At 61.7% G+C, this 24,527-nt stretch carries 22 protein-coding genes and 1 riboswitch; of the genes, 12 read left to right on the top strand and 10 right to left on the bottom strand.

The annotated features are described in order from the left end of the window. Positions 1-113: 113 nt before the first annotated feature. From ACIQ39_RS01930 to ACIQ39_RS01920, 3 genes are all read right to left on the bottom strand, one after another. Positions 114-2,303: a TonB-dependent receptor family protein gene (locus ACIQ39_RS01930; RefSeq protein ID WP_396432921.1), complete on the bottom strand. Its 2,190-nt coding sequence runs from the start codon at positions 2,301-2,303 to the stop codon at positions 114-116. A 165-nt stretch (positions 2,304-2,468) separates the two neighbouring features. Next, the gene (locus ACIQ39_RS01925) at positions 2,469-2,813 is read right to left on the bottom strand and encodes a c-type cytochrome (protein ID WP_396432920.1); all 345 of its coding nucleotides are present in this window, start codon (positions 2,811-2,813) and stop codon (positions 2,469-2,471) included. A gap of 65 nt (positions 2,814-2,878) precedes the next feature. Then, entirely contained in the window at positions 2,879-4,156 is a 1,278-nt protein-coding gene (locus ACIQ39_RS01920) for a PQQ-dependent sugar dehydrogenase (RefSeq protein ID WP_396432919.1), read from the bottom strand. Positions 4,157-4,484: 328 nt separating this feature from the next. On the opposite strand from ACIQ39_RS01920, the gene ACIQ39_RS01915 reads away from it, so the two are divergent. After that, positions 4,485-5,738 carry a glycosyltransferase gene (locus ACIQ39_RS01915; protein ID WP_396432918.1) on the top strand — a complete coding sequence of 418 codons (1,254 nt, stop codon included), beginning with the start codon at positions 4,485-4,487 and terminating at the stop codon, positions 5,736-5,738. Between the two features lie 50 nt (positions 5,739-5,788). Here ACIQ39_RS01915 and ACIQ39_RS01910 read toward each other — a convergent pair whose 3' ends face one another. From ACIQ39_RS01910 to ACIQ39_RS01895, 4 genes are all read right to left on the bottom strand, one after another. Then, positions 5,789-6,973, bottom strand: a complete 1,185-nt coding sequence (locus ACIQ39_RS01910; protein WP_396432917.1) for an ATP-binding protein — start codon at positions 6,971-6,973, stop codon at positions 5,789-5,791. Positions 6,974-7,049: 76 nt separating this feature from the next. Further along, positions 7,050-7,325: a DUF1016 N-terminal domain-containing protein gene (locus tag ACIQ39_RS01905; protein WP_396432916.1), complete on the bottom strand. Its 276-nt coding sequence runs from the start codon at positions 7,323-7,325 to the stop codon at positions 7,050-7,052. 2 nt (positions 7,326-7,327) lie between these two features. Beyond that, positions 7,328-8,134 carry an ABC transporter permease gene (locus tag ACIQ39_RS01900; protein ID WP_396432915.1) on the bottom strand — a complete coding sequence of 269 codons (807 nt, stop codon included), beginning with the start codon at positions 8,132-8,134 and terminating at the stop codon, positions 7,328-7,330. Positions 8,135-8,137: 3 nt separating this feature from the next. Then, a complete protein-coding gene (locus ACIQ39_RS01895; RefSeq protein ID WP_396432914.1) occupies positions 8,138-9,067 on the bottom strand; it encodes an ATP-binding cassette domain-containing protein in 930 nt (309 codons plus the stop codon). Positions 9,068-9,203: 136 nt separating this feature from the next. Between ACIQ39_RS01895 and asd the strand changes: the two genes are divergently transcribed. The 8 genes from asd (at position 9,204) to ACIQ39_RS01855 (ending at position 16,832) form a co-directional block, all read left to right on the top strand. After that, complete coding sequence (gene asd / locus ACIQ39_RS01890) at positions 9,204-10,091, top strand: archaetidylserine decarboxylase (protein WP_396432913.1); 888 nt, start codon at positions 9,204-9,206, stop codon at positions 10,089-10,091. Further along, on the top strand, positions 10,084-10,836 hold the full coding sequence (locus ACIQ39_RS01885; RefSeq protein WP_396432912.1) for an NDP-sugar synthase: 753 nt from the start codon (positions 10,084-10,086) through the stop codon (positions 10,834-10,836). The genes asd and ACIQ39_RS01885 overlap by 8 nt, the downstream gene beginning before the upstream one ends. Positions 10,837-11,077: 241 nt before the next feature. Next, complete coding sequence (locus ACIQ39_RS01880; protein ID WP_396432911.1) at positions 11,078-12,469, top strand: aminopeptidase P N-terminal domain-containing protein; 1,392 nt, start codon at positions 11,078-11,080, stop codon at positions 12,467-12,469. Positions 12,470-12,482: 13 nt separating this feature from the next. Next, positions 12,483-13,094: an MOSC domain-containing protein gene (locus ACIQ39_RS01875; RefSeq protein WP_396432910.1), complete on the top strand. Its 612-nt coding sequence runs from the start codon at positions 12,483-12,485 to the stop codon at positions 13,092-13,094. 224 nt (positions 13,095-13,318) lie between these two features. Continuing rightward, positions 13,319-15,628: an NADP-dependent malic enzyme gene (locus tag ACIQ39_RS01870; protein WP_396432909.1), complete on the top strand. Its 2,310-nt coding sequence runs from the start codon at positions 13,319-13,321 to the stop codon at positions 15,626-15,628. Between the two features lie 154 nt (positions 15,629-15,782). Next, positions 15,783-16,190: a ribonuclease domain-containing protein gene (locus tag ACIQ39_RS01865; protein ID WP_396432908.1), complete on the top strand. Its 408-nt coding sequence runs from the start codon at positions 15,783-15,785 to the stop codon at positions 16,188-16,190. Positions 16,191-16,230: 40 nt separating this feature from the next. Then, the gene (locus ACIQ39_RS01860; RefSeq protein ID WP_396432907.1) at positions 16,231-16,650 is read left to right on the top strand and encodes a barstar family protein; all 420 of its coding nucleotides are present in this window, start codon (positions 16,231-16,233) and stop codon (positions 16,648-16,650) included. Then, positions 16,629-16,832, top strand: coding sequence for a hypothetical protein (locus ACIQ39_RS01855; RefSeq protein ID WP_396432906.1), 204 nt, complete (start codon positions 16,629-16,631; stop codon positions 16,830-16,832). Before ACIQ39_RS01860 ends, ACIQ39_RS01855 begins: the two co-directional genes overlap by 22 nt. Positions 16,833-16,955: 123 nt before the next feature. On the opposite strand, the gene rsmA is transcribed toward ACIQ39_RS01855, so the two are convergent. The 3 genes from rsmA to ACIQ39_RS01840 are packed head-to-tail and all read right to left on the bottom strand — an operon-like array spanning position 16,956 to position 21,524. Further along, on the bottom strand, positions 16,956-17,735 hold the full coding sequence (rsmA, locus tag ACIQ39_RS01850; RefSeq protein WP_396432905.1) for a 16S rRNA (adenine(1518)-N(6)/adenine(1519)-N(6))-dimethyltransferase RsmA: 780 nt from the start codon (positions 17,733-17,735) through the stop codon (positions 16,956-16,958). After that, positions 17,732-19,099: a peptidylprolyl isomerase gene (locus ACIQ39_RS01845; RefSeq protein WP_396432904.1), complete on the bottom strand. Its 1,368-nt coding sequence runs from the start codon at positions 19,097-19,099 to the stop codon at positions 17,732-17,734. Before ACIQ39_RS01845 ends, rsmA begins: the two co-directional genes overlap by 4 nt. Further along, positions 19,092-21,524, bottom strand: coding sequence for an LPS-assembly protein LptD (locus ACIQ39_RS01840; protein WP_396432903.1), 2,433 nt, complete (start codon positions 21,522-21,524; stop codon positions 19,092-19,094). The genes ACIQ39_RS01845 and ACIQ39_RS01840 overlap by 8 nt, the downstream gene beginning before the upstream one ends. Positions 21,525-21,604: 80 nt before the next feature. Here ACIQ39_RS01840 and ACIQ39_RS01835 point away from each other — a divergent pair, with 80 nt between their 5' ends. The 3 genes from ACIQ39_RS01835 to ACIQ39_RS01825 form a co-directional block, all read left to right on the top strand. Continuing rightward, on the top strand, positions 21,605-22,714 hold the full coding sequence (locus tag ACIQ39_RS01835; protein WP_396432902.1) for an aminoglycoside phosphotransferase family protein: 1,110 nt from the start codon (positions 21,605-21,607) through the stop codon (positions 22,712-22,714). A gap of 2 nt (positions 22,715-22,716) precedes the next feature. After that, the gene (locus ACIQ39_RS01830; protein ID WP_396432901.1) at positions 22,717-23,436 is read left to right on the top strand and encodes a 16S rRNA (uracil(1498)-N(3))-methyltransferase; all 720 of its coding nucleotides are present in this window, start codon (positions 22,717-22,719) and stop codon (positions 23,434-23,436) included. 75 nt (positions 23,437-23,511) lie between these two features. Further along, positions 23,512-23,604, top strand: a riboswitch (S-adenosyl-L-homocysteine riboswitch). An 82-nt stretch (positions 23,605-23,686) separates the two neighbouring features. After that, on the top strand, positions 23,687-24,527 hold an 841-nt coding region (locus tag ACIQ39_RS01825), incomplete at its 3' end, for an adenosylhomocysteinase (protein WP_396432900.1).

The following is a 24,527-nucleotide window of genomic DNA, read 5'->3' as shown; positions in this document are numbered from 1 at the left end:
GTGGGGAGACTCAAAAGCAAGGATCTTAACGGGGCTGAGCAGGGGCTTGGCTGACAGTCCGGCCAAGCCGGGGCAGCGCAAGCCCAAAAAGACCGACCTGGCGCAGGCCCCCTTCAGAACCGGCGCTGCGCCTCCAGCCCCAGCAGCAATTTGCGTCCCGGTCCCGGCTCAAAGAAACGCTTGTTGCCATCGTTCACGATCACCGAGCCCGCGTGCTTTTGGTCGCTCAGGTTGTCCACCCGAACGAACTCTCGAAGCGTCCAGTCGCCCCGCTCTTGCTTGAACTGCACGCCCAGGTTGAACACGGTGTGCGCCGCCGCTGCGTCAGTGTTCAGGTCGTTGACCATCACGCGCCCCACATGCCGCGCCTCCAGCGTCACCCGGCTGCCCGCCCAGCCCGTGTCCCAGGCCGCTTGCGCAAACAGTTGCTGCTTGGGCAAACCGGGGATCTGGTTGCCCGCAGGCACTCGCACCGGCGCGTTCACGTTGGGGCACAAGGTGACCACGCAGGTCATGAAGGCATCTTGGTAGTTAGCCCGCATCCGGGTGTAGGCCGATGTGAGTGTGATGGGACCGGTGCGCCATTCGCCCGCCAGCTCCAGACCTTGGCGCAGGGTGCGCCCGGCATTCTGGAACGTGGTGCGACCGCCCGTGTTGTTTTGTACCACGATCTCGTCGTCGGTGCGGATGTCAAAGGCCGTGGCGCTCCAGCGCAATGTGTCGGCGCGGCCGCGCAGGCCCAGTTCGGCACTGGTGCTGCGGGCGGCGTTGAGTTCGGTATTGAAGCCCGACACCCCACCGCTGCGGTAGGCCACTTCGTTGAGGGTGGGGATTTCATAGCCTTTGCCGATGCTGGCAAAGGCTTGCAATGTCGGGTCGATCTGCCAACGCGCGCCTACCACCGGCAAGGTGGATTGGTAATCCTTGCGGCCGCTGTCGTCCTTGTTGTTGCCCACGATGTAGCGGTCATTCGATTCGTAGTCGGTGCGGGTCTGGCGCACGCCCCCCATGAGCGTCAGGCCTTCTGTGCGCCACTCAGCTTGCACATACGGGTCCAGCGTTTGGGCGCGGTTGAGCTCGTCGCGGCGCAGTTTGCCCTGCACGCCCACGGTGGTGCCGATGAAGTTTTCATAGCCTTTGCGGTTGTCGCTTTGGTGGTCTGCGGCCACCCCGGCGCTCAGCGACAAACGCCCACCTTGCCACTCTCGCTCGTGCCGCCAGCGGGCGTTCCAGCCCCAGTAGTCACGGTCCAGGTCGATCACTGCGCCCGAGCTGCCCGGCGCGGCCTGTGCCCCGGGCGCGATGGATTGGTACTGCACCACTTGGCGCTGGCCACCGTAGCCCATCAACTCCAGTTTGTGCCCGTTGCCCAACGCTTGCTCGAAGGCCAGACCCAATTGGGTCTGTGCCACTGATTTGCGGGTGTTGTATTCCAACGCACCGGCATTGGTTTGCTCAGGGTTAAGGTCAAACGCAGCGCGGTCAAGGCCCTGCGGGTCCAGCGCAAAGCTGCTGTGCCGGTTGAACACCAGCACCGTGCGGCCGCCTTGGTGTGGGCGAGAGAGTTTCAAATTGGCTGTGCTGCGGTCGGCCGCCGACTGGGGCCGCGTGCCGTCGGTTTCAAACCGGCTCAGGTCCAGCGCGTAGGACCAGCCAGGCTCTTGCGCTGTGCCGGTTTGGCCTGCGGCCTGGGTGGACAAGCGCCACAGACCGTCCGAACCCGCCACCAAACCGGTGCGCCACTGCGCAGGCCGTTGGCCGTCTTCAGTATAGAGCAGCAATGCGCCACCCGACGAAGCGCCGTACAGCGCCGCCATCGGGCCGCGCACGACCTCGATGCGGTCGGCGCTGCCCAGCGGAAAATTGGCCGCTTGGCCCGAGCCGTCGGGCGCACTGGCCGGGATGCCGTCGACAAACAAACGCACGCCGCGCACGCCAAAGGTGGCACGGGCGCCGTAGCCGCGCACCGAAATTTGCAAGTCCTGGGCGTAGTTTTGCCGGTTGCGGATCACCAAGCCCGGCACACGGCCCAAGCTTTCAGACAAATTGACCTGGGCTTGGCCCTCGCGCAGCGCATCGCCCTCGACCACGTCCACCGAGCCCGCTCCGCGCCACACGCCGCCGCTGGCGCGCTCAGCAGTCACCACCATGGGCGACAAGGCACCGGCATCGGTCAGCGCAGCGGGCTCATCTGCGTTTTGCGCATGCGCGCTGGCCAGGCACAACAGCCCCACAGCCAAGGCCACCGGGCGAAGCATGGGCAGCAACAAGGGCGACAAGTGCGGGCGAAATGACGTGTTCATGGGGACTGCTTTCGGGTGTGACAGACAATGAATTCAGGGGCATCGGCCCCATCTATTCGACCGAAGGTGGAAGAGACGGCGCAAGGGTGACGCTACGGGTGGCGTAACAAGTGGCGTAACAGGTAGCGCGACCAGTTGCGCACCACCGCATCAGGCAAAAAGCTTTCAGCGCGGCTGTCCAACCTCGATCGGGATCGAGGCGTACCAAGCCGCCAAATTTTCGATTTCACTGTCCGTCAAGGGTTTGGCCATCACCGCCATCACCTCGTTGGCGCGTTTGCCGCTGCGGTATTGTTTGAGCTGCTCTTCAATGTAGATGGCCGGTTGCCCCGCCAGATGGGGGGCGTTGGGCATGGTGGACAAACCATACGCGCCGTGACAAGTCACGCACATATTGGCCTTGACTTGGCCCGCTTTGGCGTCAGCGGCTTGGGCTGTTGACCAAGCTGCCGCCAACACAGCCCATGCGATGGCCCAAGTGCACATTTTCAAAGGGGAGTTCAACAACATGTGGCATCTTTTCATGAGTAAAAAAGGCACCCGCTGCGAAGCGGGTGCCTGGGTTCAAAGCGGCATCAATTGCCGTAAGTCACGCGGTAAATCGCACCCACGAAGTCGTCTGAAATCAGCATAGAGCCGTCTTTCATGACGGCCACGTCGACTGGGCGACCCATGTAGGTACCGGTTTCAGGGCTCAACCAACCTTCGGCAAAGACCTCAGACTTGTCGGCTGTGCCATCGGCTTTGAGCGAGACAAAGTTGATGAGCGCACCACTGGCAGGGCTGCGGTTCCATGAGCCGTGCGCGGCCACAAAGATGCCTCCACGGTACTTGGCGGGGAACTTGTTGCCGGTGTAGAACGTCATGCCCAACTGCGCCTGGTGGGCAGGGAACTCGACCTGAGGGAACACCGCGTTGGCGGGCTCTTTCATGTCCTTGAGGTCCGGCGCAGCCGATGTGCCGGCCACCTTGAACTTGCCGTTCCAGTAGGGGTAACCAAAATGCTCACCCTTTTTGGTGGAGCGGTTCAACTCGCCGGGCGGCACATCGTTGCCCAAACCGTCGGTTTGGTTGTCGGTCCACCACAGCGTGCCGTCCTTGGGGTTGAAGTCTTGGCCCACCGAGTTGCGCATGCCGATGCTGAACACCTCACGGCCACCGCCGCTAAAGGGGTCCATGCGCACAATGCCACCAATGCCCAAGCGGTTGAACTCATCGACTTTGTCGGCGGGCTGCACGTTGAAGGGTTGGCCCAAAGTCAAGTACAGCTTGCCGTCCGGACCCACGCGGCAGGTGCGGGCACCGTGGTTGTAAGACTCGTGCTCGGTGGGGATCAGTTTGCCCTGGGGCACGACCTCGATCACCGCCACATCGGGGCCTTCATAGAAAAACTCGGCGGCGGGGAAGTTCAGCACGCGGTTGTGCTCGGCCACGATCAAAAAGCCGTCTTTGGTCCAGCACACGCCGTTGGGCACCTTGAAGTTGAGCGAGGGCGCAAAGGACTTCACCTCATCGGCAATGCCGTCGCTGTTGCGGTCGGTCACGGCCCAGACGGTGGTTTTGCGCGTGCCCACAAACAGCATGTTGGTGGACGGTGCAATGGCCATGTGGCGCGCATCGGGCACCACGGCAAACAGCTCGATCTTGAAGCCCTCGGGCAGCTTGATTTTCTTCAGGTTGTTGCGGATGGCGTCGGCATTGCGGCCGGTTTGCGGCACCACGGGGATGTTCAGATCGGTCGTGGCGACCTTCATCTGCTTCATCGTGTTGAGGTTGTCCTTGCCGGCCTGGGCATAAGCCCCGGTGGCCAAGGTTGCTGCGAGCAAGGCAGCACTGAGTCGGGTTATTTTCACGTTGATCTCCTGTTGCCGATTTTTTCATTCGGTGGTTGCTTGGCTTTGAAAAACCCCAGGTCACCGAGGTCTGACATATTCAATTTAGGCCAAAACGCCACTAAAAAACTTGGTAAAAACCCTTTTAAAATCAAATTTAAAGTGAAAATTTTTCAAAAATAGCTGAACAAATGTATTGAATTTGGTCGCTTACGGGATTGACAAACCACACACCGCCCCAGGCAGCTGCCCTGCACAACCGTTTGCCCAAGCCGTGCAGGCATGGCGTCACAGCGTCATCATTTGGGTCGGGTTTTGCCGTGCAATGATTCAGTTTTCTCAGATCCCCATGAACATCCTTTTCGTCCACCAGAACTTTCCAGGCCAGTTCAAGCACCTGGCCCCTGCCATGGCGCGCCAAGGTCACCGCGTGGTGGCCCTGCACCTCAACGCTTGCCCGCCTATCCCCGGCGTGGCGCTGGTGCGTTATGCCGTGGCAGGCCGCCCTGGCCAAGGCACGCACCGCTGGGTGGCCGATCTGGAAGTCAAAACCCTGCGCGGCCAAGCCACCTGGCAAGCGGCCGTCCAAATGCGCGAACAAGGCTTTGTGCCCGATGTGATCGTGGCCCACCCCGGCTGGGGCGAAAGCCTGTTTTTGCAACACGTCTGGCCGCAGGCACGCTTGGGCATTTACTGCGAGTTTTTCTACCTGGCCGAGGGCGCAGACAGCGACTTTGACCCGGAATTTGGCCAAGCCGTGGCCGACAACGCCTGCCGCCTGCAGATGAAAAACGCCAACTACGAGCTGCACTTTCCAAGAGCGCATGCCGGCATCGCGCCCACGCACTGGCAGGCCTCGGTGTTTCCCCAACCGTTTGCCTCGCGCATCGCCGTGATCCATGACGGCATCCGCACCGATCAGGTCAAGCCCCATGCAAACGCCAGCATCCGCGTGCAAACCGTGCAAGGCCTTGTGCAGCTGGGCCAAAACGACGAAGTCATCACCTTTGTCAACCGCAACCTCGAGCCTTACCGCGGCTACCACCAGTTCATGCGGGCGCTGCCCACCATCCTGAAGGCCCGCCCGCAAGCCCGCGTTGTGATCATCGGCGGCAACGAGGTCAGCTACGGCGCTGCGCCACCGCCTGGGCCCGGCGGTCAAGCACAAACATGGCGCGAGATTTTCTTGAACGAAGTCAAAGACACGCTGGACCTGTCACGTGTGCACTTTGTCGGCAAGGTGCCCTATGCCGAGTTCTTGCGCGTGCTGCAGGTGTCCACCGTGCACGTTTACCTGACCTACCCCTTTGTGCTCAGCTGGAGCCTGCTCGAAGCCATGAGCGCAGGCTGCGCCATTGTGGCCAGCGACACCACTCCGGTGCGCGAAGCCATTCGCCATGGCGAAACCGGCCAGCTGGTGGACTTTTTTGACCCGGCGGCACTGGCCCAGCAGGTGATTGCGCTGTGCGATGACCCGACTGAGCGGGCCAGGCTGGGGGGACAGGCTCGGGCTTTTGCGGTGGAAAACTACGATTTGGAGACGCGGTGTTTGCCCAAGCAAATCGCGTGGGTGGAGGGCTTGGCTGGCAACCGAGCAGCTTGATGCACCTGTCGCGCATTTCATGCGGTCAGAATCAATGGCCTGCCGCGCTGCTAGGCTTTGCTCGGTTTTTGCACGTAGTTACGGACCAAGTACTCGTTGAACAGGGGAACGGTGAAAGCGATATCGCCATGCGATGGGCTGTAGATCATGCCCTTGCTGATGATCTGCGCGCGCCGCGGCCCCAGACTTTGATGGGTTTCCTTCAGTGCGTCTGCAATGTCCGATGATCTGTAAGGCCCAGCGCCAAGCTTGGCCATCGCCATCACGTACTCTCGCTCCTTGGGTGTTAAGCGATCAAATCGCACCTTAAAAAAGCCTTCGTCCAGTCTTTTTATCGCTTCTCCAGCTGCCTTTGAAGCATCCTCTAGCTGGATGCGCGGACCCTCAGCGAGGCTCCAGCACTGATAACCCCACTCTTGCAAAAAGTAGGGATAGCCTTTGGTCCTGAGCAAAATCTCTTGGATCGCGTTGTCATCAATCCACTTACCCTCAGCTTCGATGGGCTGCCTGATGGCGGTCTCGACATCCTCGGCCTCAAGCGCACCCACCGCTGGGTAATGAAAGAGCCGCTCAGCATAAGATTTCGCATCGCCCGAAAGAGCCGCCACCTGCGGCAGCCCCGCTCCGAAGAACAAGACAGGCAGATCTCTTTGATTGACTTTGTGGAGCGCCACGATCAAAGCGGCCAGATCTTTAGAACGCAGGTACTGCACTTCATCAATGAGCAAGGTCCAGGCCTTGCCCGCAGACTTTGCCGCCTCGCCAACACGGACGAATAATTCGGGCAGGTCCGCCTCCATGTCTCCGCTGTCCGCAACGCCCACCTCCGGATCGACAGAAATTGAAGCCTCTCCATAGCTGAGCTTGAACGCAGAGGCGAAAGAGCGAAGTGCCCGAAGCGCCTGGTGGGTTTTGGCCTTCGCGTTCTCCGATGTCGATAGTTTGCGCAAGGCTTGATTGATTTTTGGCACGAGCAACTCACTGAGCGCCTTGCCCTCTGGCGCTTCGATCGAAGATGTCACGTGCCCCGCCGCCTCGGCCATCCACTCGATTTTGTTCAGCAGCACCGTCTTGCCTACGCCACGCAAACCCAGCAGCATCTGTGAGCGGCTGGGTTTACCCAACAGCGCCCTTTGAATGGCGACCTGCGCATCTTGGAGAATGAGCTCCCGACCGGCAAGTTCTGGCGGTCTGTTTCCGGCGCCGGGGGCAAATGGGTTTCTCACGGGATCCATGGCGACTCCTGAGGTGTGAACTTTATGAATGTCTATCGATGTATATCGACAATCTAATATACATGCTTATAAAAATTTAACTCGCAACTCCGCCCCTTTGAGCGAAGCCATCCGGCGTGGCAATGCCGAGCGCCGCATCACCCACACCCCAACGCGCTTGACTCAATTGACGCACCCGTGATGCGACATTGTCGGGCTCGGGGAAGGCCTGCACAAACTGCAGCATGCGGCGCAGATTCTTCGCCTCAAAGCCACGCCCAAAATCTGCGCTCAGCTGCCGCCCCAGGCGGGCCATGCGCTGGCCCACCGTCCAGTCAAGACGGGTGATTGACGCAGAGCCGAGGACATCCACCCTCAACTCCTGAACCGCTTCCTCGTCAAGGCCAGCGCCACCCAAAACGACACTCCCGTAAAAGCCGCCAACACCCCCACCAGGCGCACGGGTTCGTCGGGCCAGCGGTCCAAGAACATCGGGCGCACCAGGTCCACCGCCACCGACAGCGGCAGCCAGTCGGCGATGGCGCGCACAAAGCCGGGCAACTGTTCACGCGGGAAAAAGATGCCCGAGAGGAACATCATGGGCGTGAGGAACAGGGTGAAGTAGTAGGTGAAAAAGTCGTAGCCCTTGGCCAACGCATTGAAGATCAGTGCCATGCAGCTGAAGGTGATGCCCACGCCCAGCAGCACGGGCCAGGCCACCAGCAGCTTCCAGCTGTGGCTGATGCCCAAAGCGAGCATCACCAGCAGGATGGCCGTAACGCTGAACAGCGCCTTGAAGGCGGCCCACAGCATTTCGGCCAGCACCACGTCATCGAGCCGCACCGGGGCGTTCATGATGCCGTCCCAGGTTTTTTGCACATGCATGCGCGAGAACGCCGAATACAGCGCCTCAAAGGTGGCTGCGTTCATGGCGCTCATGCAGATGCTGCCGCTGGCCAAAAACAAAATGTAGGGCACCTTCTCGCCGCCGATCTCGACCTGCCCGATGAGCGCGCCCATGCCATAGCCAAAGGCCACCAACCACATGAGCGGCTCGGCGATGTTGCCCACCAAGCTGGGGATGGCCAGTTTTTTCCAGACCAACCAGTTGCGCAAAAACACCGGCCACCAGCGCATGGACAGGCGGGGCGCGGCCCAAATGTTGTTTTGAATTTGGCTCATGGCTTAAGCTTCCTCGCGGATCTGGCGTCCGGTCAATTTCAAAAACAGGTCTTCCAGATTGGAGGGTCGGTGCAGCGTGCGCATCGCAGGCCACGCCTCCAGCGCGTGCATCAAGGCGCGGCTGTCCTGGGTGTAAAAGAAGACCGTCTCGCCGCTGACTTCGACCCGCCCAGCCAGCGCTTTGAGGCTGGCCTCTTGCGCCAGCGGCACCGCGCCTTGGCCAAACACCTCGACCACTTCGGGCTCCAGGTGCTGGGCAATCAAATCGCGGGGTTTGCCTTCGGCGATTTTGCGCCCGTGGTCCAGCACCAAGAGGCGCGAGCACAGGCGCTCGGCCTCGTCCATGAAGTGGGTGGTGAGCAAGATGGACTTGCCTTCTTGCAGCAGCAACTGCAGCCGCTCCCACATCAGGTGGCGCGCCTGTGGGTCCAGGCCCGTGGTGGGCTCGTCCAGCATCAAAAGCTGCGGGCGGTTGATCAGGGCGCGCGACAAACTCAGCCTTCGCTTCATGCCGCCCGACAACTCACCGGGTTTGGCCTTGGCCTTGTGGCTGAGCGCGCCAAACTCGAGCAGCTGGGGAATGCGCTCGCGGATCACCGCGTCGGGCAAGCCAAAGTAACGGCCAAACACCATCAGGTTTTCTTCTGCCGTGAAGTCCGGGTCCAAGGTGTCTTGCTGTGCCACCACGCCCAAGCGGGCCTTGATGGCCAAGGCATCACGCGGCATTTGCAGGCCATCAAAGTAGCGAATGTCTCCGCCATCGGGCTCACACAAGCCCAAACACATGCGCAGCGTGGTGGTTTTGCCCGCGCCATTGGGGCCGATCACGCCCAGGCATTCGCCGGGTTGAATATGGAAAGACAGGCCGTTGACCACCGTGGCGTTGCCGTAGCGTTTGACCAAGTGTTCGACCGAAAGCAAGGGGGTTTTCATGCCTGCATTTTGCCTGCTGTAGCGCAAGCCCTCAGCTGCGGGGGTGGACTCCCAAAGGGGCAGCACGGCCCAAAAGCTTCATGCGGGCTGCCCGATAAAATCAGCACCTTCTCTTGAAGCGCCCGCGCCCCCCCTCATGTCTCCTTCTTTTTCTGACCGCCTGGCGGTTTTGCCGCAGTACCTGATCCCCAAACAAGCCCTGACCGCCTTTGCGGGCTGGGTCGCGGGCAGCCAATGGGGCAGCGCCACCACCGGCATCATCAACTGGTTTGTCAAGCGCTACAACGTGAACATGATGGAGGCCGCCAAGCCGGACACGGCCAGCTACAAAAGCTTCAACGAATTTTTCACGCGGCCTTTGCGGGCTGATGCACGGCCATTGGCCAGTGCGGCGTATGTCAGCCCGGTGGACGGGGCCATCAGCCAGTGCGGCGCTGTTGTGGGCGATCAGGTGATTCAAGCCAAGGGCCACAGTTACAGCACCCGCGCCCTGGTGGGCGGCGATGCGGCGCTGGCCGCGCCGTTTCAAGACGGCGAATTTGCCACGCTGTACCTGAGCCCGCGCGATTACCACCGCATCCACATGCCTTGCGCGGGGCGACTCACACGCATGGTTTATGTGCCAGGCGATTTGTTCTCAGTCAACCCGAACACAGCGCGTGGCGTACCGGGCTTGTTTGCGCGCAACGAGCGGGTGGTGTGTGTGTTCGAGGGCGCGCACGGCCCCTTTGTGATGGTGCTGGTGGGTGCCACCATTGTGGGCAGCATGGCCACGGTGTGGCACGGGGTGGTCAACCCGCCGCGCCCCGGCGCTGTGCGCGAATGGGCTTACGAGCTGGGCAGCGTCAATCTGGCGCAAGGCGAGGAGATGGGGCGCTTTTTGCTCGGCTCCACCGTGGTGATGCTGTTTCCACGAGGCGAAATGCGCTTTAACGCCGATTGGACGCCCGCCCGGCCCATCGTCATGGGCGAGGCCATGGGGGCTCGCGTCGCACCGCGCCACGCAGCCGCAGCGCATGCCTGAACACCGTCACCCTGGACCCTGGCAGGCCCAAGCCATGGTGCTGGCCGCCGGACGCGGCGAGCGCATGCGCCCCTTGACCGACACCACCCCCAAACCCTTGCTGCGCGTGCGCGGTCAGCCGCTCATGCAGTGGGCTATGCAGGCCCTGGCAAGGGGCGGCTTCACCCGCCAGTTGGTCAATACGGCTTGGCTGGGCGAACAAATCCCAGCGCATTTTGGCGACCGGGTCACATGGCCTGGCTTGCCCGAGGTACAGATGGCTTACTCGCATGAGGCGCGAGACTTTGGGCAGGCGCTCGAAACAGCAGGCGGCATTGTGCGGGCCTTGCCGCAGCTGGCCGATGTGTTTTGGGTGGTGGCGGGCGATGTGTTCGCGCCCGATTTTGTGTTCTCGCCAGAGGCGGTGCAGCGCTTTGCAGCCAGCCAAGCCTTGGCGCACCTGTGCTTGGTGCCCAACCCGGCGCACAACCCGGGCGGAGACTTTGGCCTCTCAAAGACAGGCCAAGTGCTCAACCTGCCCCCAGGTGCAGCGGGCCGTGACCACACCTTCAGCACCATCGCGCTGTACAAAAAAGGGTTTTTCGCGGACTGCGGTTTGCCCACCGGCAACCCCGAGGGCGTGGCGCTGGCGCTGGCGCCCCTGTTGCGCGCGGCCATGGACCGCGGCCAAGTGACGGGCGAGCTGTTCACGGGTGACTGGACGGATGTGGGCACGCCGCAGCGGCTGGCGCAGTTGAACGGTTGAAGCCGTCTGCACCCGCGCTGGGCGCAGCGCTGGAGGCACACGCCTAAGCACTGCACCTCAGCCCAGCTGCCATGGGCTCAGGGACCATGGGGACCTTACCTATCAAAAGCGCCGCCAGCGGCACCGCCCACACCTGTCGCAAACGACAGGGCCTCATCTGCAGGCACCCGGGTGACCGTGTGGGCACTGGGCGTTCAACTGAACGCACATAATGGGTTTTTTGTGTCCAACGGTTCACCCTATGACTGAAAACTCACCGCTTTACGCAGAGCGCCGCGCCCGCCTTGCCGCCCAACTGGGCGCTGGCGCCATCGCCATCATTCCCACCGCGCCCGAACGAGCGCGCAACCGCGACAGCGACTACTTGTACCGGCACGACAGTTACTTTTATTACCTGACCGGCTTCACCGAACCCCATGCGAGTTTGGTGATCACGGCCGAAGGGGAGAGCACGCTGTTTTGCCAAGCCAAAGACCTGGAACGCGAAATCTGGGACGGCATCCGCTTGGGGCCTGCGGCCGCGCCCGCCGCTTTGGGTGTGAACCGGGCTTTGCCCATCGGCGAGATGGCCGCGCAGATGCCCAAGTTGCTGGAAAACCGCAGCACCGTGTGGTACCCCTTTGCCATCCACAGCGGGTTGGAGAGCTTGGTGAGCGGCTGGCTGCAGTCGGTGCGCGCACGCGTGCGCTACGGCGCTTTGTGCCCAGAGCAGCAGCGCGACCTGTGCAGCCTGCTCGACGAGATGCGCTTGGTGAAAGACGCGCACGAACAAGACACCATGCGCCGCGCCTCGGCCATCAGCGCGGGGGCCCACATCCGCGCCATGCAGCGCAGCGCCAGCATGCTGCGCGCGGGCCAAGCGCTGCGTGAATACCACCTGGACGCCGAGTTGCTGCACGAGTTTCGCCAACACGGTTCGCAGTACCCGGCCTACGGCTCCATCGTGGCGGGCGGGGCCAATGCCTGCGTGCTGCATTACCGCGCAGACGCTGGCCTGATCAAAAGCGGCGATTTGGTGCTGATCGACGCCGGTTGCGAACTCGATGGCTATGCCAGCGACATCACCCGCACCTTCCCGGCCAACGGCAGTTTCAGCGGCCCCCAACGCGCTTTGTACGACTTGGTCTTGGCTTCACAAGACGCTGCTGTGGCCGCGACCAAGGCGGGTGCGCGTTTTGTGGACCCGCACGAGGCCACCGTGGCGGTGTTGGCACAGGGCCTGTTGGATGTGGGTTTGCTCGACAAAAACAAGGTGGGCAACGCGCAAGACGTGATCACCAACCGCAGTTATTTTCAGTTTTACATGCACCGCACTGGCCACTGGCTGGGCATGGACGTGCACGACTGTGGCAGCTACGTGGAGCCCTCACAAGTGGGGCAGGTGAACGAACGCCAAGACCCGCTGAGCGGCGAGACCATCAAAGACCGCCCCAGCCGCATCTTGCAGCCGGGCATGGTGCTGACCATCGAGCCGGGCCTGTATGTGCGGCCGGCACCGGGCGTGCCTGAGCAGTTTCACAACATCGGCATCCGCATCGAAGACGACGCCATCGTGACCGCCACGGGTTGCGAGTTGATCACGCGGGGCGTGCCGGTCAAGGCCGACGAGATCGAAGCCTTGATGCGGGGCTGATGGGCCTACGCCCATGCCCATGCCCATGCCCACGCCCATGCCAACATCGGGCCAGCTGGTGTCAATTCAGACCGGCCAGGTTCACCCCTTGAAAGTGGGGGCGCGCAAGCTGGTCTCGGCCATTGGCAAAAGCAGCGTGCAGGGCCCGGTGGTGTTGGGGCCGCTGGGGCTCGCGGGCGACGAGCAGGCCGATTTGTCGGTGCACGGTGGTTTGCGCAAAGCGGTGTATGCCTTGCCCGCCGAGCATCTGCCTTGGTGGCAGGCGCAGCGACAAACCCGTGGCGCAACGTTGTTTGAAGAAAGCTTGGCCCCTGGTTATTTGGGCGAAAACCTCAGCCTCACGGGTGTGCTGGAGCACGAGCTGTTCATCGGCGACCGGCTGGACTTTGGTGGCGTGGTTTTGCGCGTGACGCAGCCGCGCGAGCCCTGCGGCAAATTCAATGCCGTGATGGGCTATGCAAAGGCCGCCCAAGACATGGTGCGCAGTGGGCGTTGCGGGTTTTACCTCGCGGTAGAGCAGACCGGCCACTTGCAAGCTGGGGCCAAGTTTCAAGTGATTCCAGAGGGTCGATCCACCAGCGTGGCGCAGGCCTTGCAGCACAAAGCCTGGAAGCATCTGCGTTGACAAGCGCCGTGGCGGCCCAGCCCATGGGTGCGCATTCGTGCGGCCAAGTCAAAAGCCAAACCACTTGCTGAGGCAAGGCACCACAGCCTGGGCACACCTTCGCGCGTCTACAATGAAACTGACGCCGATCTGTCACCCCCACAAAGTGACAAATTCCACAAAATTCACACCGACTGTTCAAGCCCAGTGGCCAAGGCAGCACCCAACACCACGGAGCATGACGCATGACCAACAAGGTCCAAGCCGACGAAAAACGCGCCCAATTGCGCAAAGCCGCCCTCGAATACCACGAGTTCCCGACCCCCGGCAAAATCGCCATCGCCCCGACCAAGCAGTTGGTCAACCAGCACGATTTGGCCCTGGCTTACTCGCCTGGCGTGGCCGCGCCGTGTGAAGAAATCGTCAAAGACCCGGCCAACGCGTTCAAGTACACCAGCCGGGGCAACTTGGTGGGCGTGGTGACCAATGGCACGGCTGTGCTGGGCTTGGGTGACATTGGCCCGCTGGCCAGCAAGCCGGTGATGGAGGGCAAGGGCGTCTTGTTCAAGAAGTTCTCGGGCATCGACGTGTTTGACATCGAGATCAACGAAAAAGACCCGGACAAATTGGTCGAGATCATCGCTTCTCTAGAGCCCACTTTTGGCGGCATCAACCTCGAAGACATCAAGGCCCCCGATTGCTTTTACATTGAGCGCAAGTTGCGCGAGCGCATGAAGATTCCGGTCTTTCATGACGACCAGCACGGCACCGCCATCGTGGTGGGCGCGGCCATCTTGAACGGCCTGAAAATCGTCGGCAAAGACCCGAAAAAGATCAAACTCGTGACCTCGGGTGCGGGCGCAGCGGCGCTGGCCTGTTTGGGCTTGCTGGTCAAGCTGGGCATACCGCGTGAAAACATCTGGGTCACCGATTTGGCAGGCGTGGTTTACGCGGGCCGCACCGAGTTGATGGACGAAGACAAGGACCAGTTTGTCCAAAAAACCGAACACCGCACTTTGCGCGAGGTGATCGCTGGGGCCGATGTGTTCCTCGGCCTGTCGGCCGGTGGTGTGCTCAAGCAGGACATGGTCAAGTCCATGGCCGCCAAGCCGCTGATTTTTGCGCTGGCCAACCCCAACCCCGAGATCGACCCAGAAGACGTCAAGGCGGTGCGCGACGACGCCATCATGGCCACCGGCCGCACCGATTACCCCAACCAGGTGAACAACGTCTTGTGCTTCCCCTACATCTTCCGGGGCGCTTTGGACTGCGGTGCGACCACCATCACACTGGAGATGGAAATTGCCGCTGTGCACGCGATTGCCGAGCTGGCCCAGGCCGAGCAAAGCGAAGTGGTGGCCGCGGCCTATGTGGGCGAGCCCTTGGCCTTTGGTCCTGAATACCTGATTCCCAAGCCCTTTGACCCGCGCTTGATGATGAAAATTGCCCCGGCCGTGGCGCTGGCTGCCGCCGAAAGCGGCGTGGCCTCGCGCCCGATCACCGACATGGACGCTTACCGTGAGCGCTTGCAAAGTTTTGTCTATGCCTCGGGCACCATGATGAAACCGATCTTCACAGCCGCCAAACGGGCCCTGAAAAAGCGTGTCGCCTACAGCGAAGGCGAAGAAGAGCGGGTGCTGCGCGCGGCCCAAATCGTGGTGGATGAGGGCATTGCCCGCCCCACCCTGATTGGCCGTCCTGCAGTCATCGCGGAGCGCATTGACAAGTTTGGGCTGCGCCTGAAAGAGGCGCTCGACTACGACATCGTCAACGTCGAAGACGACCACCGTTACCGCGATTTCTGGCAAACCTACCACCGCATGACCGAGCGCAAGGGCATCACCCAGCAAATGGCCAAAATTGAAATGCGCCGCCGCCTGTCTTTGATCGGTGCCATGTTGCTGCAAAAGGGCGATGTGGACGGCATGATTTGCGGCACCTGGGGCACCAACCCCATGCACTTGCAGTACATCGACCAAGTCATTGGCAAGCGAGCTGGCGTGCACACTTATGCGTGCATGAACGGTTTGATGCTGCCGGGCCGCCAAGTGTTCATGGTCGACACGCACGTGAACTACGACCCCACTGCCGAGCAACTGGCCGAGTTCACCCTCATGGCCGCGGAAGAAATGCGGCGTTTCGGCCTGCAGCCCAAGGCGGCTTTGCTGTCCCATTCCAACTTTGGTTCTTCCGACCAGCCCAGCGCCATCAAGATGCGTCAAGTGCTGGCCTTGTTGCGCCACAGCGCACCGTGGTTGGAGGTCGACGGCGAAATGCATGGTGACCTTGCCCTCGACACCGCGGCCCGCCAAGCGCTGATGCCCCACAGCACCTTGTTGGGCGACGCCAACCTGTTGGTTTTACCCAACATCGACGCCGCCAACATTGCCTACAACCTGCTCAAAACAGCGGCGGGCGGCAATATTGCGGTGGGCCCTGTGTTGTTGGGTGCCGCCAAGCCTGTGCATATTTTGACGCCCAGCACCACTGTGCGCCGGATCGTGAACATGACCGCCCTCACCGTGGCCGACGCCAACGTTGCGCGCTCAGGTTAAAAGGTCAAACCGAAGTGCGTACCCACATGTGAACCAGGCTTGCAAGCTGTCTTTGCTTGTTTATTGGGCATTCGCTTGCATTTTTATCGCATTTGATACAAACTAGCGCCTTCGAGTTTTCGGGTAAACCCGGATGCTCCTGAAAGGTGTATCGATGAGGGTGGGACAACAAGCTTGGGCCCGTCGGTGGTGGTTTGCCACACTGATGGGCTTTATTTTGGCGGCATGCACTTTTTTGGTGCAAGCCAAACCACCTTCTGAGGTTCAAGTTCAGGCCACGATACAGCGCCATGAGATGCCTCGCGAGGGCCAAGAAACCTACCGACTGATCCACCTGGGTGGACCTTTCCCTTACGAGAAAGACGGCACGGTTTTTGGCAACCGAGAGCGCCTTTTGCCACGCCACAACCGAGGCTTTTACCGCGAATACACCGTCAGGACACCCGGCGTGCGTCACCGCGGTGCTCGCCGCATTGTTTGCGGCGGCCAGGTGCCCACCCAACCCAAGACCTGTTACTACACCCAAGACCATTACGCGAGTTTTCGCTTGATCGTCGAATAACCCTGATTTTCAGTTCTCAAGAAAGACCACGGAGATGGACATGCTGACACGTCAAGACCATGACACGCCCCTGAAGGGCGTGCGGTCGAACATCGTGCAGTCCATTCGCGCTTACCGCGTGAACGACTTGCAAGAGGCCGCCCAAGGCTTAGGGCACCACTTTTTGTACGCCAATCTGGCCCCCGCCCAGAGCAAACAAGATGTGCTCGACCTGATTGGCGCGCAATTCACACTGCCTTCGCACTTTGGCAAAAATTTTGATGCCTTGTACGACTGCATGACCGATCCACTGCACAAGTCTGGCCCACAGCCTGGCTTCATCGTGGTGTTGGAGCAGATTCCTGCGCATGTCAAATTTGACAAAGAAGCCCGCGAGCAATTGCTGGACATCTTCCGCGACACGGCGGATTACTGGGGAGACAGGAAGGTACCCTTCCGATGCTTCTATTCTTTTCTGTAGCCCGTTCTGCGCAAAACAGCCAAGCAGGACGGGCGATAGAGGCACAAACCGAAGACGGCAGCGTGGCCGGTTCGGCGGAGGAAGGCGAAAAAATGCCCACCGACAAATTGGTGGACGTGTCGCCTTTGGCGCTGCGCATGAGCAGCCCATTCAACGCAGGCTACTGGTTGGCAGCTGCCTGACCACAGGGCACGGCGCAGCGCTGCGCAGCGCCGCCGCTCAAACTCAAAAAGCCCGTCAATGACGGGCTTTTTTGATGGCTCAAGCTGCTGCCAAGGTGTTTTGCACAAGGGCCTCAAAGGCCTTCAGACGGCCTGCGCCAAGGCGACAAACTCGGCCACAGTCACCTCTTCGGCGCGGCGCTGCAAATCAAACTGTCCGGCAAACCCCTTTTCATCCAGCCACTTGCCCAAGGTGTTGCGCAAAATTTTACGGCGTTGGCTGAACGCCACCTGCACCAGCATTTCCAAGGTTTTGACTTGGAGCACAGGGGGCTGGGCCAGCGGCACCATGCGCACCACGGCACTGTCCACACGCGGAGGGGGGTCAAAGCTCTCGGGCGGCACCAACAACACATTGGCCATCTCGTAGCGCCACTGCAACATGACCGACAGACGGCTGTAGTCCGAGGTGCTGGGCTTGGCGACCATGCGGTCGACGACTTCTTTTTGCAGCATGAAATGCTGGTCTTCGATCACCTCGACCTGGGCCAGCAAGTGAAACAAAATGGGGGTAGAGATGTTGTAGGGCAGGTTGCCAACGACCCGGATTTTGCCTAAAGGTGCGGCGGTGGCGCTGGCCAACATCTGCCTTGCCAGCGCCCGAAAATCCACCTTCAGCACATCCGACTCGACCACCGTCAGCTGGGGGTGTTCGCGCAAGCGCACCGCCAAGTCACGGTCCAGCTCAATCACCGTCAGACGCCCCAGCCGCTCGACCAGCGGCTGCGTGAGCGCAGCCAGTCCGGGGCCGATCTCGACCATGGGCTGACCCGCCACCGGCGTGATCGCATCCACAATGGCAGCGATGATGCTGCCGTCTGTCAAAAAGTGTTGCCCGAAACGCTTGCGTGCGATGTGCTTCATTGGGCAGGCTCGCGCAGCTCAACATAGGCGCGGCCACGCACCTCCTCGGCCCAAGCGAGATAGGCCTCGTCGAGTTTCCTTTCGCGCAAGACTTTGCGCGCCAATTCGCGTTGCTCGGCATCGCTCATCGGGGCATTGCGCCGGTCGGTCACCTCAATCAAGTGCACCCCAAAGCGTGACACCAAGGGCTCGGCCACTTGGCCGGGGCGCAGGCGGTTCATGGCCGCTTCGAACTCGGGCACAAACATGCCGGGGCTGGCCCAGCCCAGGTCGCCGCCCTGTGCCGCACTGCCGTCTTGCGACAGGCGCTTGGCCGCGTCGGCAAAATCAACTTTGCCGGCAACGATGTCTTGCCGCAAGGCTGCCAACTGCGCCAGCGCTTGGGCTTGGCCGAGCTGAGGACTTGGGCGCAACAAAATATGCCTTGCTCGGGTTTGCGCGACAAGCAAGCTCGTGGGCGCTTGTTGGCGCTCCAGCAGTTTGAGCACATGAAAACCCGCACCCGAGCGAAACACCTCGGATACGCCGCCCACGGGCAAGCCAGCGGCGACTTGCACAAACAACTCGGGGTAGCGGTCAGCGGGGCGCAGCCCCATGACGCCACCGTTGGCACCCCGATCGACCGCTTGTGAGAACAAGCGGGCCAATGCGGCAAAGTCCTCACCGCTGCTGGCGCGCCGAGCCACTTCACGGGCCAAGTCTTCGAGTGGCTTGATTTGTTCAGCCGTGCTGTTTTCGGGCACCGCGATCAGGATCATGGCCAAGTTCAGATCGGCTTGGGCACTCGCGGCTTGGGCTTTGATTTGCGCTTGCAAAAACGCAGAAATCTCCGCCTCGCTGATGCGGATGCGCGCCTCCACCTCCCGCTCGCGCACACGGTTGAGCAGCAACTGGTTGCGCAGTTGCGCACGGAAGCTGCTCACAGACACGCCATCTTGCTGCAAGCGCTGGCGCAGCGCTTCGCGCGTGAGTTGGTTGTTGCTGGCAACGCCCGCTTCGGCTTGGTTCACGGCCTCCTCGTCGATCACGATGCCCGTGTCGCGGGCTTGCTGGATTTGGGCTTTTTCATTGATCAGTTCCGCCAGCGCCAGCCGCTTGGCTTCGGGCGCGTCCAGCGTGCGGCCTTGCGCCTGCGCTTGACGCGCAAGACGCAGGGCCAAGGACTGCACTTCTTGGTTGGTGATGGGCTCGCTGTTGACCACCGCGACGATGAAATCGGCCGACCTGACTGCCCCAGGCGCAGACGCATCCGGGCTTGGGGCCGGGCCCTGGGCATGCGCGCCCAGCGGCAGCCAAGCGGCGACGACGCAAAGCCAAGCCCAGCCAAGCCAGCGGACACGAACAGGAAAAAGATGTTTATTCATAGTGCTGGAACCGGCTGGGTTCAAAAGAGTTGTCGCGCAAATTTTGGTAGCGCGGGATGTTGTTTCGCAAGCTCTCCAACGGACTGGCGCCCACTCGGACCAGGCCAATGAATTCAAGTTGGAACAGCAAGCGGCTGGTGGCGGCCAAGACGGTTTTTTGATTGCGCTCAAAAGCGATGCGGCCGATCCAGCAGCCCCCGTCGTATTCGAGCCCCAACAAACTGTCCACAAAACGCTGATCGGTCATGCTGTAGTTCAAACGCCCCACGCTGTACCAGCGGTCAGGGCCCAAGCCTTGGCCGGGCGTGCGGGTCCAGGCGCTTTCAGCTGCGCTGTCACGCCGACCCAGCAAATCCCCCAAGGGCCACTGCCAGCCCAAGTCCAGCTGTTCGCTCGCGCCTTGGTTCAGGCGGTATGCCATGTTCACCACCCGGTAGGGGCTGGGGCTGTAGCGCACTTGCAAGGTGGTGCGGCTGACACTGTCGGTCTGGTTGTTGATTTGTAACGCGCCATCCAGCGCCCAGCGTTCGTCCCAGCGCACACCCGCCCCCAGCAACAAGTCACTCTGGCCGGAGGGTGCGGCGGGCTGGCCCGGCAGCACCACTTGTTGGTCAGAAAACCGCATGCGCTGGGCGATGCCCAGGCGCAGCATTTCAGCGCCATTGTTGGCATCAAAAAGCCGGCTGGTGACACCCAAAGTCAAAGCATCGTTGTCGGCCAAGCGGTCTTGGCCGACATAGATGTTTTCGCTGTAAATCGTGGACAAATTGAAATCGGTGGCGCCGCTGTCGTACACCGGCAAAAAACTTTGGTCCTGAAAAGGCGTGCGTGCATAAAACGCGCGGGGCTCCAAGGTCTGCGTGATGCCCCGGCCAAACCACTGCGTTTCGCGCTCAAAGACCAAGCCGGTGTCGAGTGAATAGGTGGGCAATGTCCGGTTGGCCGAATAAGCACCCGACTGCAGCGGCAGGTCCATCTGGTATCGGGTGGCGTGCAGCTGCAGCTTGGGGATCGCAAAACCCCATGGGCGAATCCACGGGCGACTGACTTGCGCCAACACAAAGCTGCGCTCGCCATTGCTCGGAACAGCCGAGCTGTTTGGAATTCGGCTGTAGTTGGCTTCAAATCGGGTGCTGTCGGCCTGCACCGACCAGTCCAAGCCGTCAGCGCTCCACTGCGCGTAGCGCAAGCCAATTTGCGGCGCACGGTCGTAAGGCGGGGCGATGGGGGCAGTGACATCTTGCAGGGTTTGCCAGCGCTGCACCTGCGCGCTCATGCTCAAGTTGCCACGGCCCCAACTCAAAACCCCCGTGGATGGCAGCAAGCGCTGGGTCAACACCAAACCCGAGCGCGGAAAGTCGCGCCAATAATCATCGTCACTGACCCGGTTCAGGCTCAGGCCCAAACCAATCCGGCCCACATGGCTCAAACCCGTGTCCAAACTGCCATTGTGCTGGCTTGACCAGGCCCAACGGCTCTGGTCGCGCAAGCGGTCAGAGGGCATCAAGTTGAGCCGGGCCTGGCCGCTGTAGTCGGGCTCCAGGTAACGAAACTCCGAGTCCAGCGCCACACCACGTTTGCTCATCAGGTGGGTGGTCACGGTGGCGTCGCGGTTGGGCGCAATGTCAAAGTAATACGGTTGGGCCACCTCAATGCCACTGTTGGTGGTGATGCCCACCACGGGCGGCAACAGGCCCGACCTGCGGCCTGTGTTCATGGGAAAACTGACCGCAGGTATGGCCAGCACAGGCAGGTCGTGAAAGCGCAGCTGGACACCCTCGGCTTGGACGGTGGACTCTTCTTCGTCCAAGGTCAGCTGCGTCGCCTTGAGCACCCATTCGGGCAACCATTCTGGCCCTGGCTTGCGCTTGCAGGTGGTGTAGCTGGCTTGGCGCACCAGCAAACGGGTGTCGTCCAAAAATTCGATGCTGCCGGATTGTCCGTAACCGCCGCTGCTGTGCATCTCGAACGCCGCTTGTGACAAAGTGCCTTGGAAACTGTCCACTTGCAAGCGCAGCTGCGGGCCCGTCAGCAGGCTGCTGGGTCTGCTTATGCGCACTTGGCCTGTGGCCTCTACCAAGTCTTGGCTTTGGTCGTAGGACAAGTGCTTGGCCTGGATGCTCAGACCGGGCTTGCGTATGCTCGCTTGGCCATCGACCAGCACATCCAAATCGGGCCGCAAGCGCAGGCGTTCGCCTTGCAGGTACAGCGCCCCTTGCTCGGCTTGGCGCTTTGAAATGGCCTCCTCCAGCAAGGGGCTGCTGCGCAAAACCAAGCCAGGACTCAGGCCAGGCTGCTGCGCAAAAGCGTGCGGCGGGGTGCCCAAGCTGAGCCACACGAGGGCCGCGGCCACGCAGTTCAGCGCAGCCCGCAAAGGGGCTCTGGCCATCGGCGAAGGACTGCGGTAGGCGGGGGAAAGGGGCACAGCGGTGGGCAAGAGGTTAGGAAGACGCGGGCGGTACAAGTGCATGCGCCTGTTGCAGGCTTTGTAAAATCCGATTATCCATGAGCCACCCCACCCCAACCCACCCGATCGCTTGCAACCCCACAGTCCCTGTCGATTGGGCCGATCCGGCTCGTCAGGCTTTGTTCAACACTTGGCTGTCCAGCTTGGCGAGCGCGCAAGCGGTTTTGCCCGCCAGCGTGCGGGTGGCCTCGGCCGATGCCAGCTACAGGCGCTATTTGCGGGTGGACACCGCCCACGGCGCCAGCCGCATCGTCATGGACGCGCCGCCTGACAGAGAAAACTCCGAGCCTTTTGTGCGCATTGCTGGCTTGATGCAAGCCGCAGGCCTGAACGCCCCCGAGGTGCTGGACTGGCAGCCGCAGCACGGTTTCATGCTGCTGAGCGACCTGGGCGACGCCACCATGATGTCGGCCATCGACACCGAGCGCCCGCAAGCCAACCACCGTCTTTACATGCAAGCGGTGGACTCGCTGTTGCAGTGGCAAATGGCCTCGCGCCCGGGCGTGTTGCCGCCTTACGACGCCGCTTTGCTGCAGCGCGAGCTGAGCCTGTTCCCCGACTGGTATGTGGCACAGCACCGGGGCGTGCAGCTGGACCGCAAGCCAGCCGAGGTGCTCGCCAAAGCCTTTGCCCTGATCGTGCAGCGCAACCTGGCCGCGCCCAGCGTGTATGTGCACCGCGACTTCATGCCGCGCAATTTGATGATGCCTTTTGGCAGCCATGCTCAACTGGGCGTGCTGGACTTTCAAGACGCGGTGTATGGCCCCATCAGCTACGACATCGCCAGCCTGATGCGCGACGCCTTTTTGAGCTGGGACGAAGACTTCGTGCTCGACATCACCATCCGCTACTGGGAAAAAGCCCGCCAAGCCGGCTTGATGGACTTTGAGGACTGGCACAGCGACTTTGGCGCTTTTTACCGCGCGGTGGAGTGGATGGGCCTGCAGCGCCACCTGAAAGTGGCTGGCATCTTTGCCCGCCTGAGCTTGCGCGATGGCAAGGCCAAATACCTGGCCGACGCCCCGCGCTTCATCCACTACATCCGCCGCACCTGCGACCGTTACCGCGAGCTTGGCCCGCTGCTGAAGCTGATCGACGAGATCGAAGGCAGCACGCCTCAGGTCGGTTTTGCCTACGGGCGCATGTGAGCATGGCGCGCTTTTACTGCCCCGCTCCGCTGGCCGAAGGCTTGCATCTGAGCTTGCCCGCGGGCGCTGCCCGTCATGTGCAAGTGCTGCGGCTGCAGCCGGGCAAAGCCATCACCTTGTTCAACGGCCAGGGGGGCGAGTTCGTCGCCACCATCACCCGCATGGGGCGCAGCGATGTGGACGTGCAGATCGACACCCACCACGCGGTGGAGCGCGAAGCCGCCCGCGCCGTTCACCTGTTGGTGGGCATCACCGCCAACGAGCGCATGGACTGGCTGGTGGAAAAAGCCACCGAACTGGGCGCGGCCAGCATCACCCCGCTGGTGGCTGAGCGCAGTGTGCTCAAGCTCAAAGGCGAGCGGGCCGAAAAAAAAGCGGCCCACTGGCAGGCTGTGGCTGTGGCCGCAGCCGAGCAGTGCGGGCGCAACCGCGTCCCCACAATGCACCCGGCCCAAACACTGGCCGAGTGGGTTCAAAAAGCCCCGCTTGGCGAGCGCTGGGTGCTGTCGCTGGCCGAGGGCCTACACGCTGTGGCGCAGGTGCAAGCCCCAGCCCTGGGCCAGCCCCTGACACCGCTCACCGTGCTGAGTGGCCCCGAGGGTGGCCTCAGCCCAGCAGAGGAGGCAGCGGCCCTGGCCGCCGGGTTTGTGCCCGTGAGCCTGGGGCCGCGTGTCTTGCGGGCCGAAACCGCGCCGCTGGCGGCCTTGGTCCTGTGCGCCTGAGCCCAGGGCAGGAAAGACCGGCCGACAAAAGGCCTGCTCGCCCCTTGGTATCCGGCAGACTGCGTTAGAATTCGCGCTTCCGAGGAGCGTTGCAGCGCCCACCAGCCCCTTCAGCTGGCAGCAGGCGTGAGGCTCGGAACCTTCAAACAGCAACGACGCTCATCCACACGACGTGCGGTGAGCCTGTTTTCCCCAATTCAGTGCCTGCGCCCACGCTTGTGGTTCATTCACATTGCTTGGAGCTTTTCTCATGAATGCACGTATGCCTTCCACCCTCAACGCCGACTGCGTGATCGCCGACATCGGCTTGGCCGACTGGGGCCGTAAAGAAATCAAAATCGCTGAAACCGAAATGCCTGGCCTGATCGCCATCCGCGAAGAGTTCAGCCAAGCCCAACCCCTGAAGGGCGCGCGCATCACCGGTTCGCTGCACATGACCATCCAAACGGCGGTGCTGATCGAGACCTTGCAAGCCTTGGGCGCCGATGTGCGCTGGGCTTCTTGCAACATCTTCTCGACCCAAGACCACGCCGCCGCTGCCATTGCCGCCAAAGGCACGCCGGTGTTCGCCATCAAGGGCGAGTCTTTGGCCGAGTACTGGGACTACACCCACCGCATTTTTGAATTTGGCGCGGGCGTGAAGGGCGCACCTGCTGGCGCGCCGGGCACCGAAGGCGAAGGCCCCAACATGATTCTGGACGACGGCGGCGACGCCACCTTGCTCATGCACCTGGGCAAGCGCGCCGAAACCGACGCCTCACTCATCGCCAACCCCAGCAGCGAAGAAGAAGTCTGTTTGTTCGACGCCATCAAAGCCAAGTTGGCCGTGGACCCCACCTGGTACAGCCGCAAGGGCGCGCAAATCATTGGCGTGACCGAAGAGACCACCACCGGCGTGTTGCGCCTGAACGAGATGGCCGCCAAGGGCAGCTTGATGTTCCGCGCCATCAACGTGAACGATTCGGTGACCAAGAGCAAGTTCGACAACCTGTACGGCTGCCGCGAATCCTTGGTGGACTCCATCAAGCGCGCCACCGACGTGATGATCGCCGGCAAAGTGGCCGTGGTCGCCGGTTACGGCGACGTGGGCA

Source organism: Limnohabitans sp., from assembly GCF_044361645.1.
Lineage (GTDB): Bacteria > Pseudomonadota > Gammaproteobacteria > Burkholderiales > Burkholderiaceae_C > Limnohabitans_A.
Note: the sequence above shows the minus strand (reverse complement) of the source record. Positions and strands in the feature narration are given on the sequence as shown.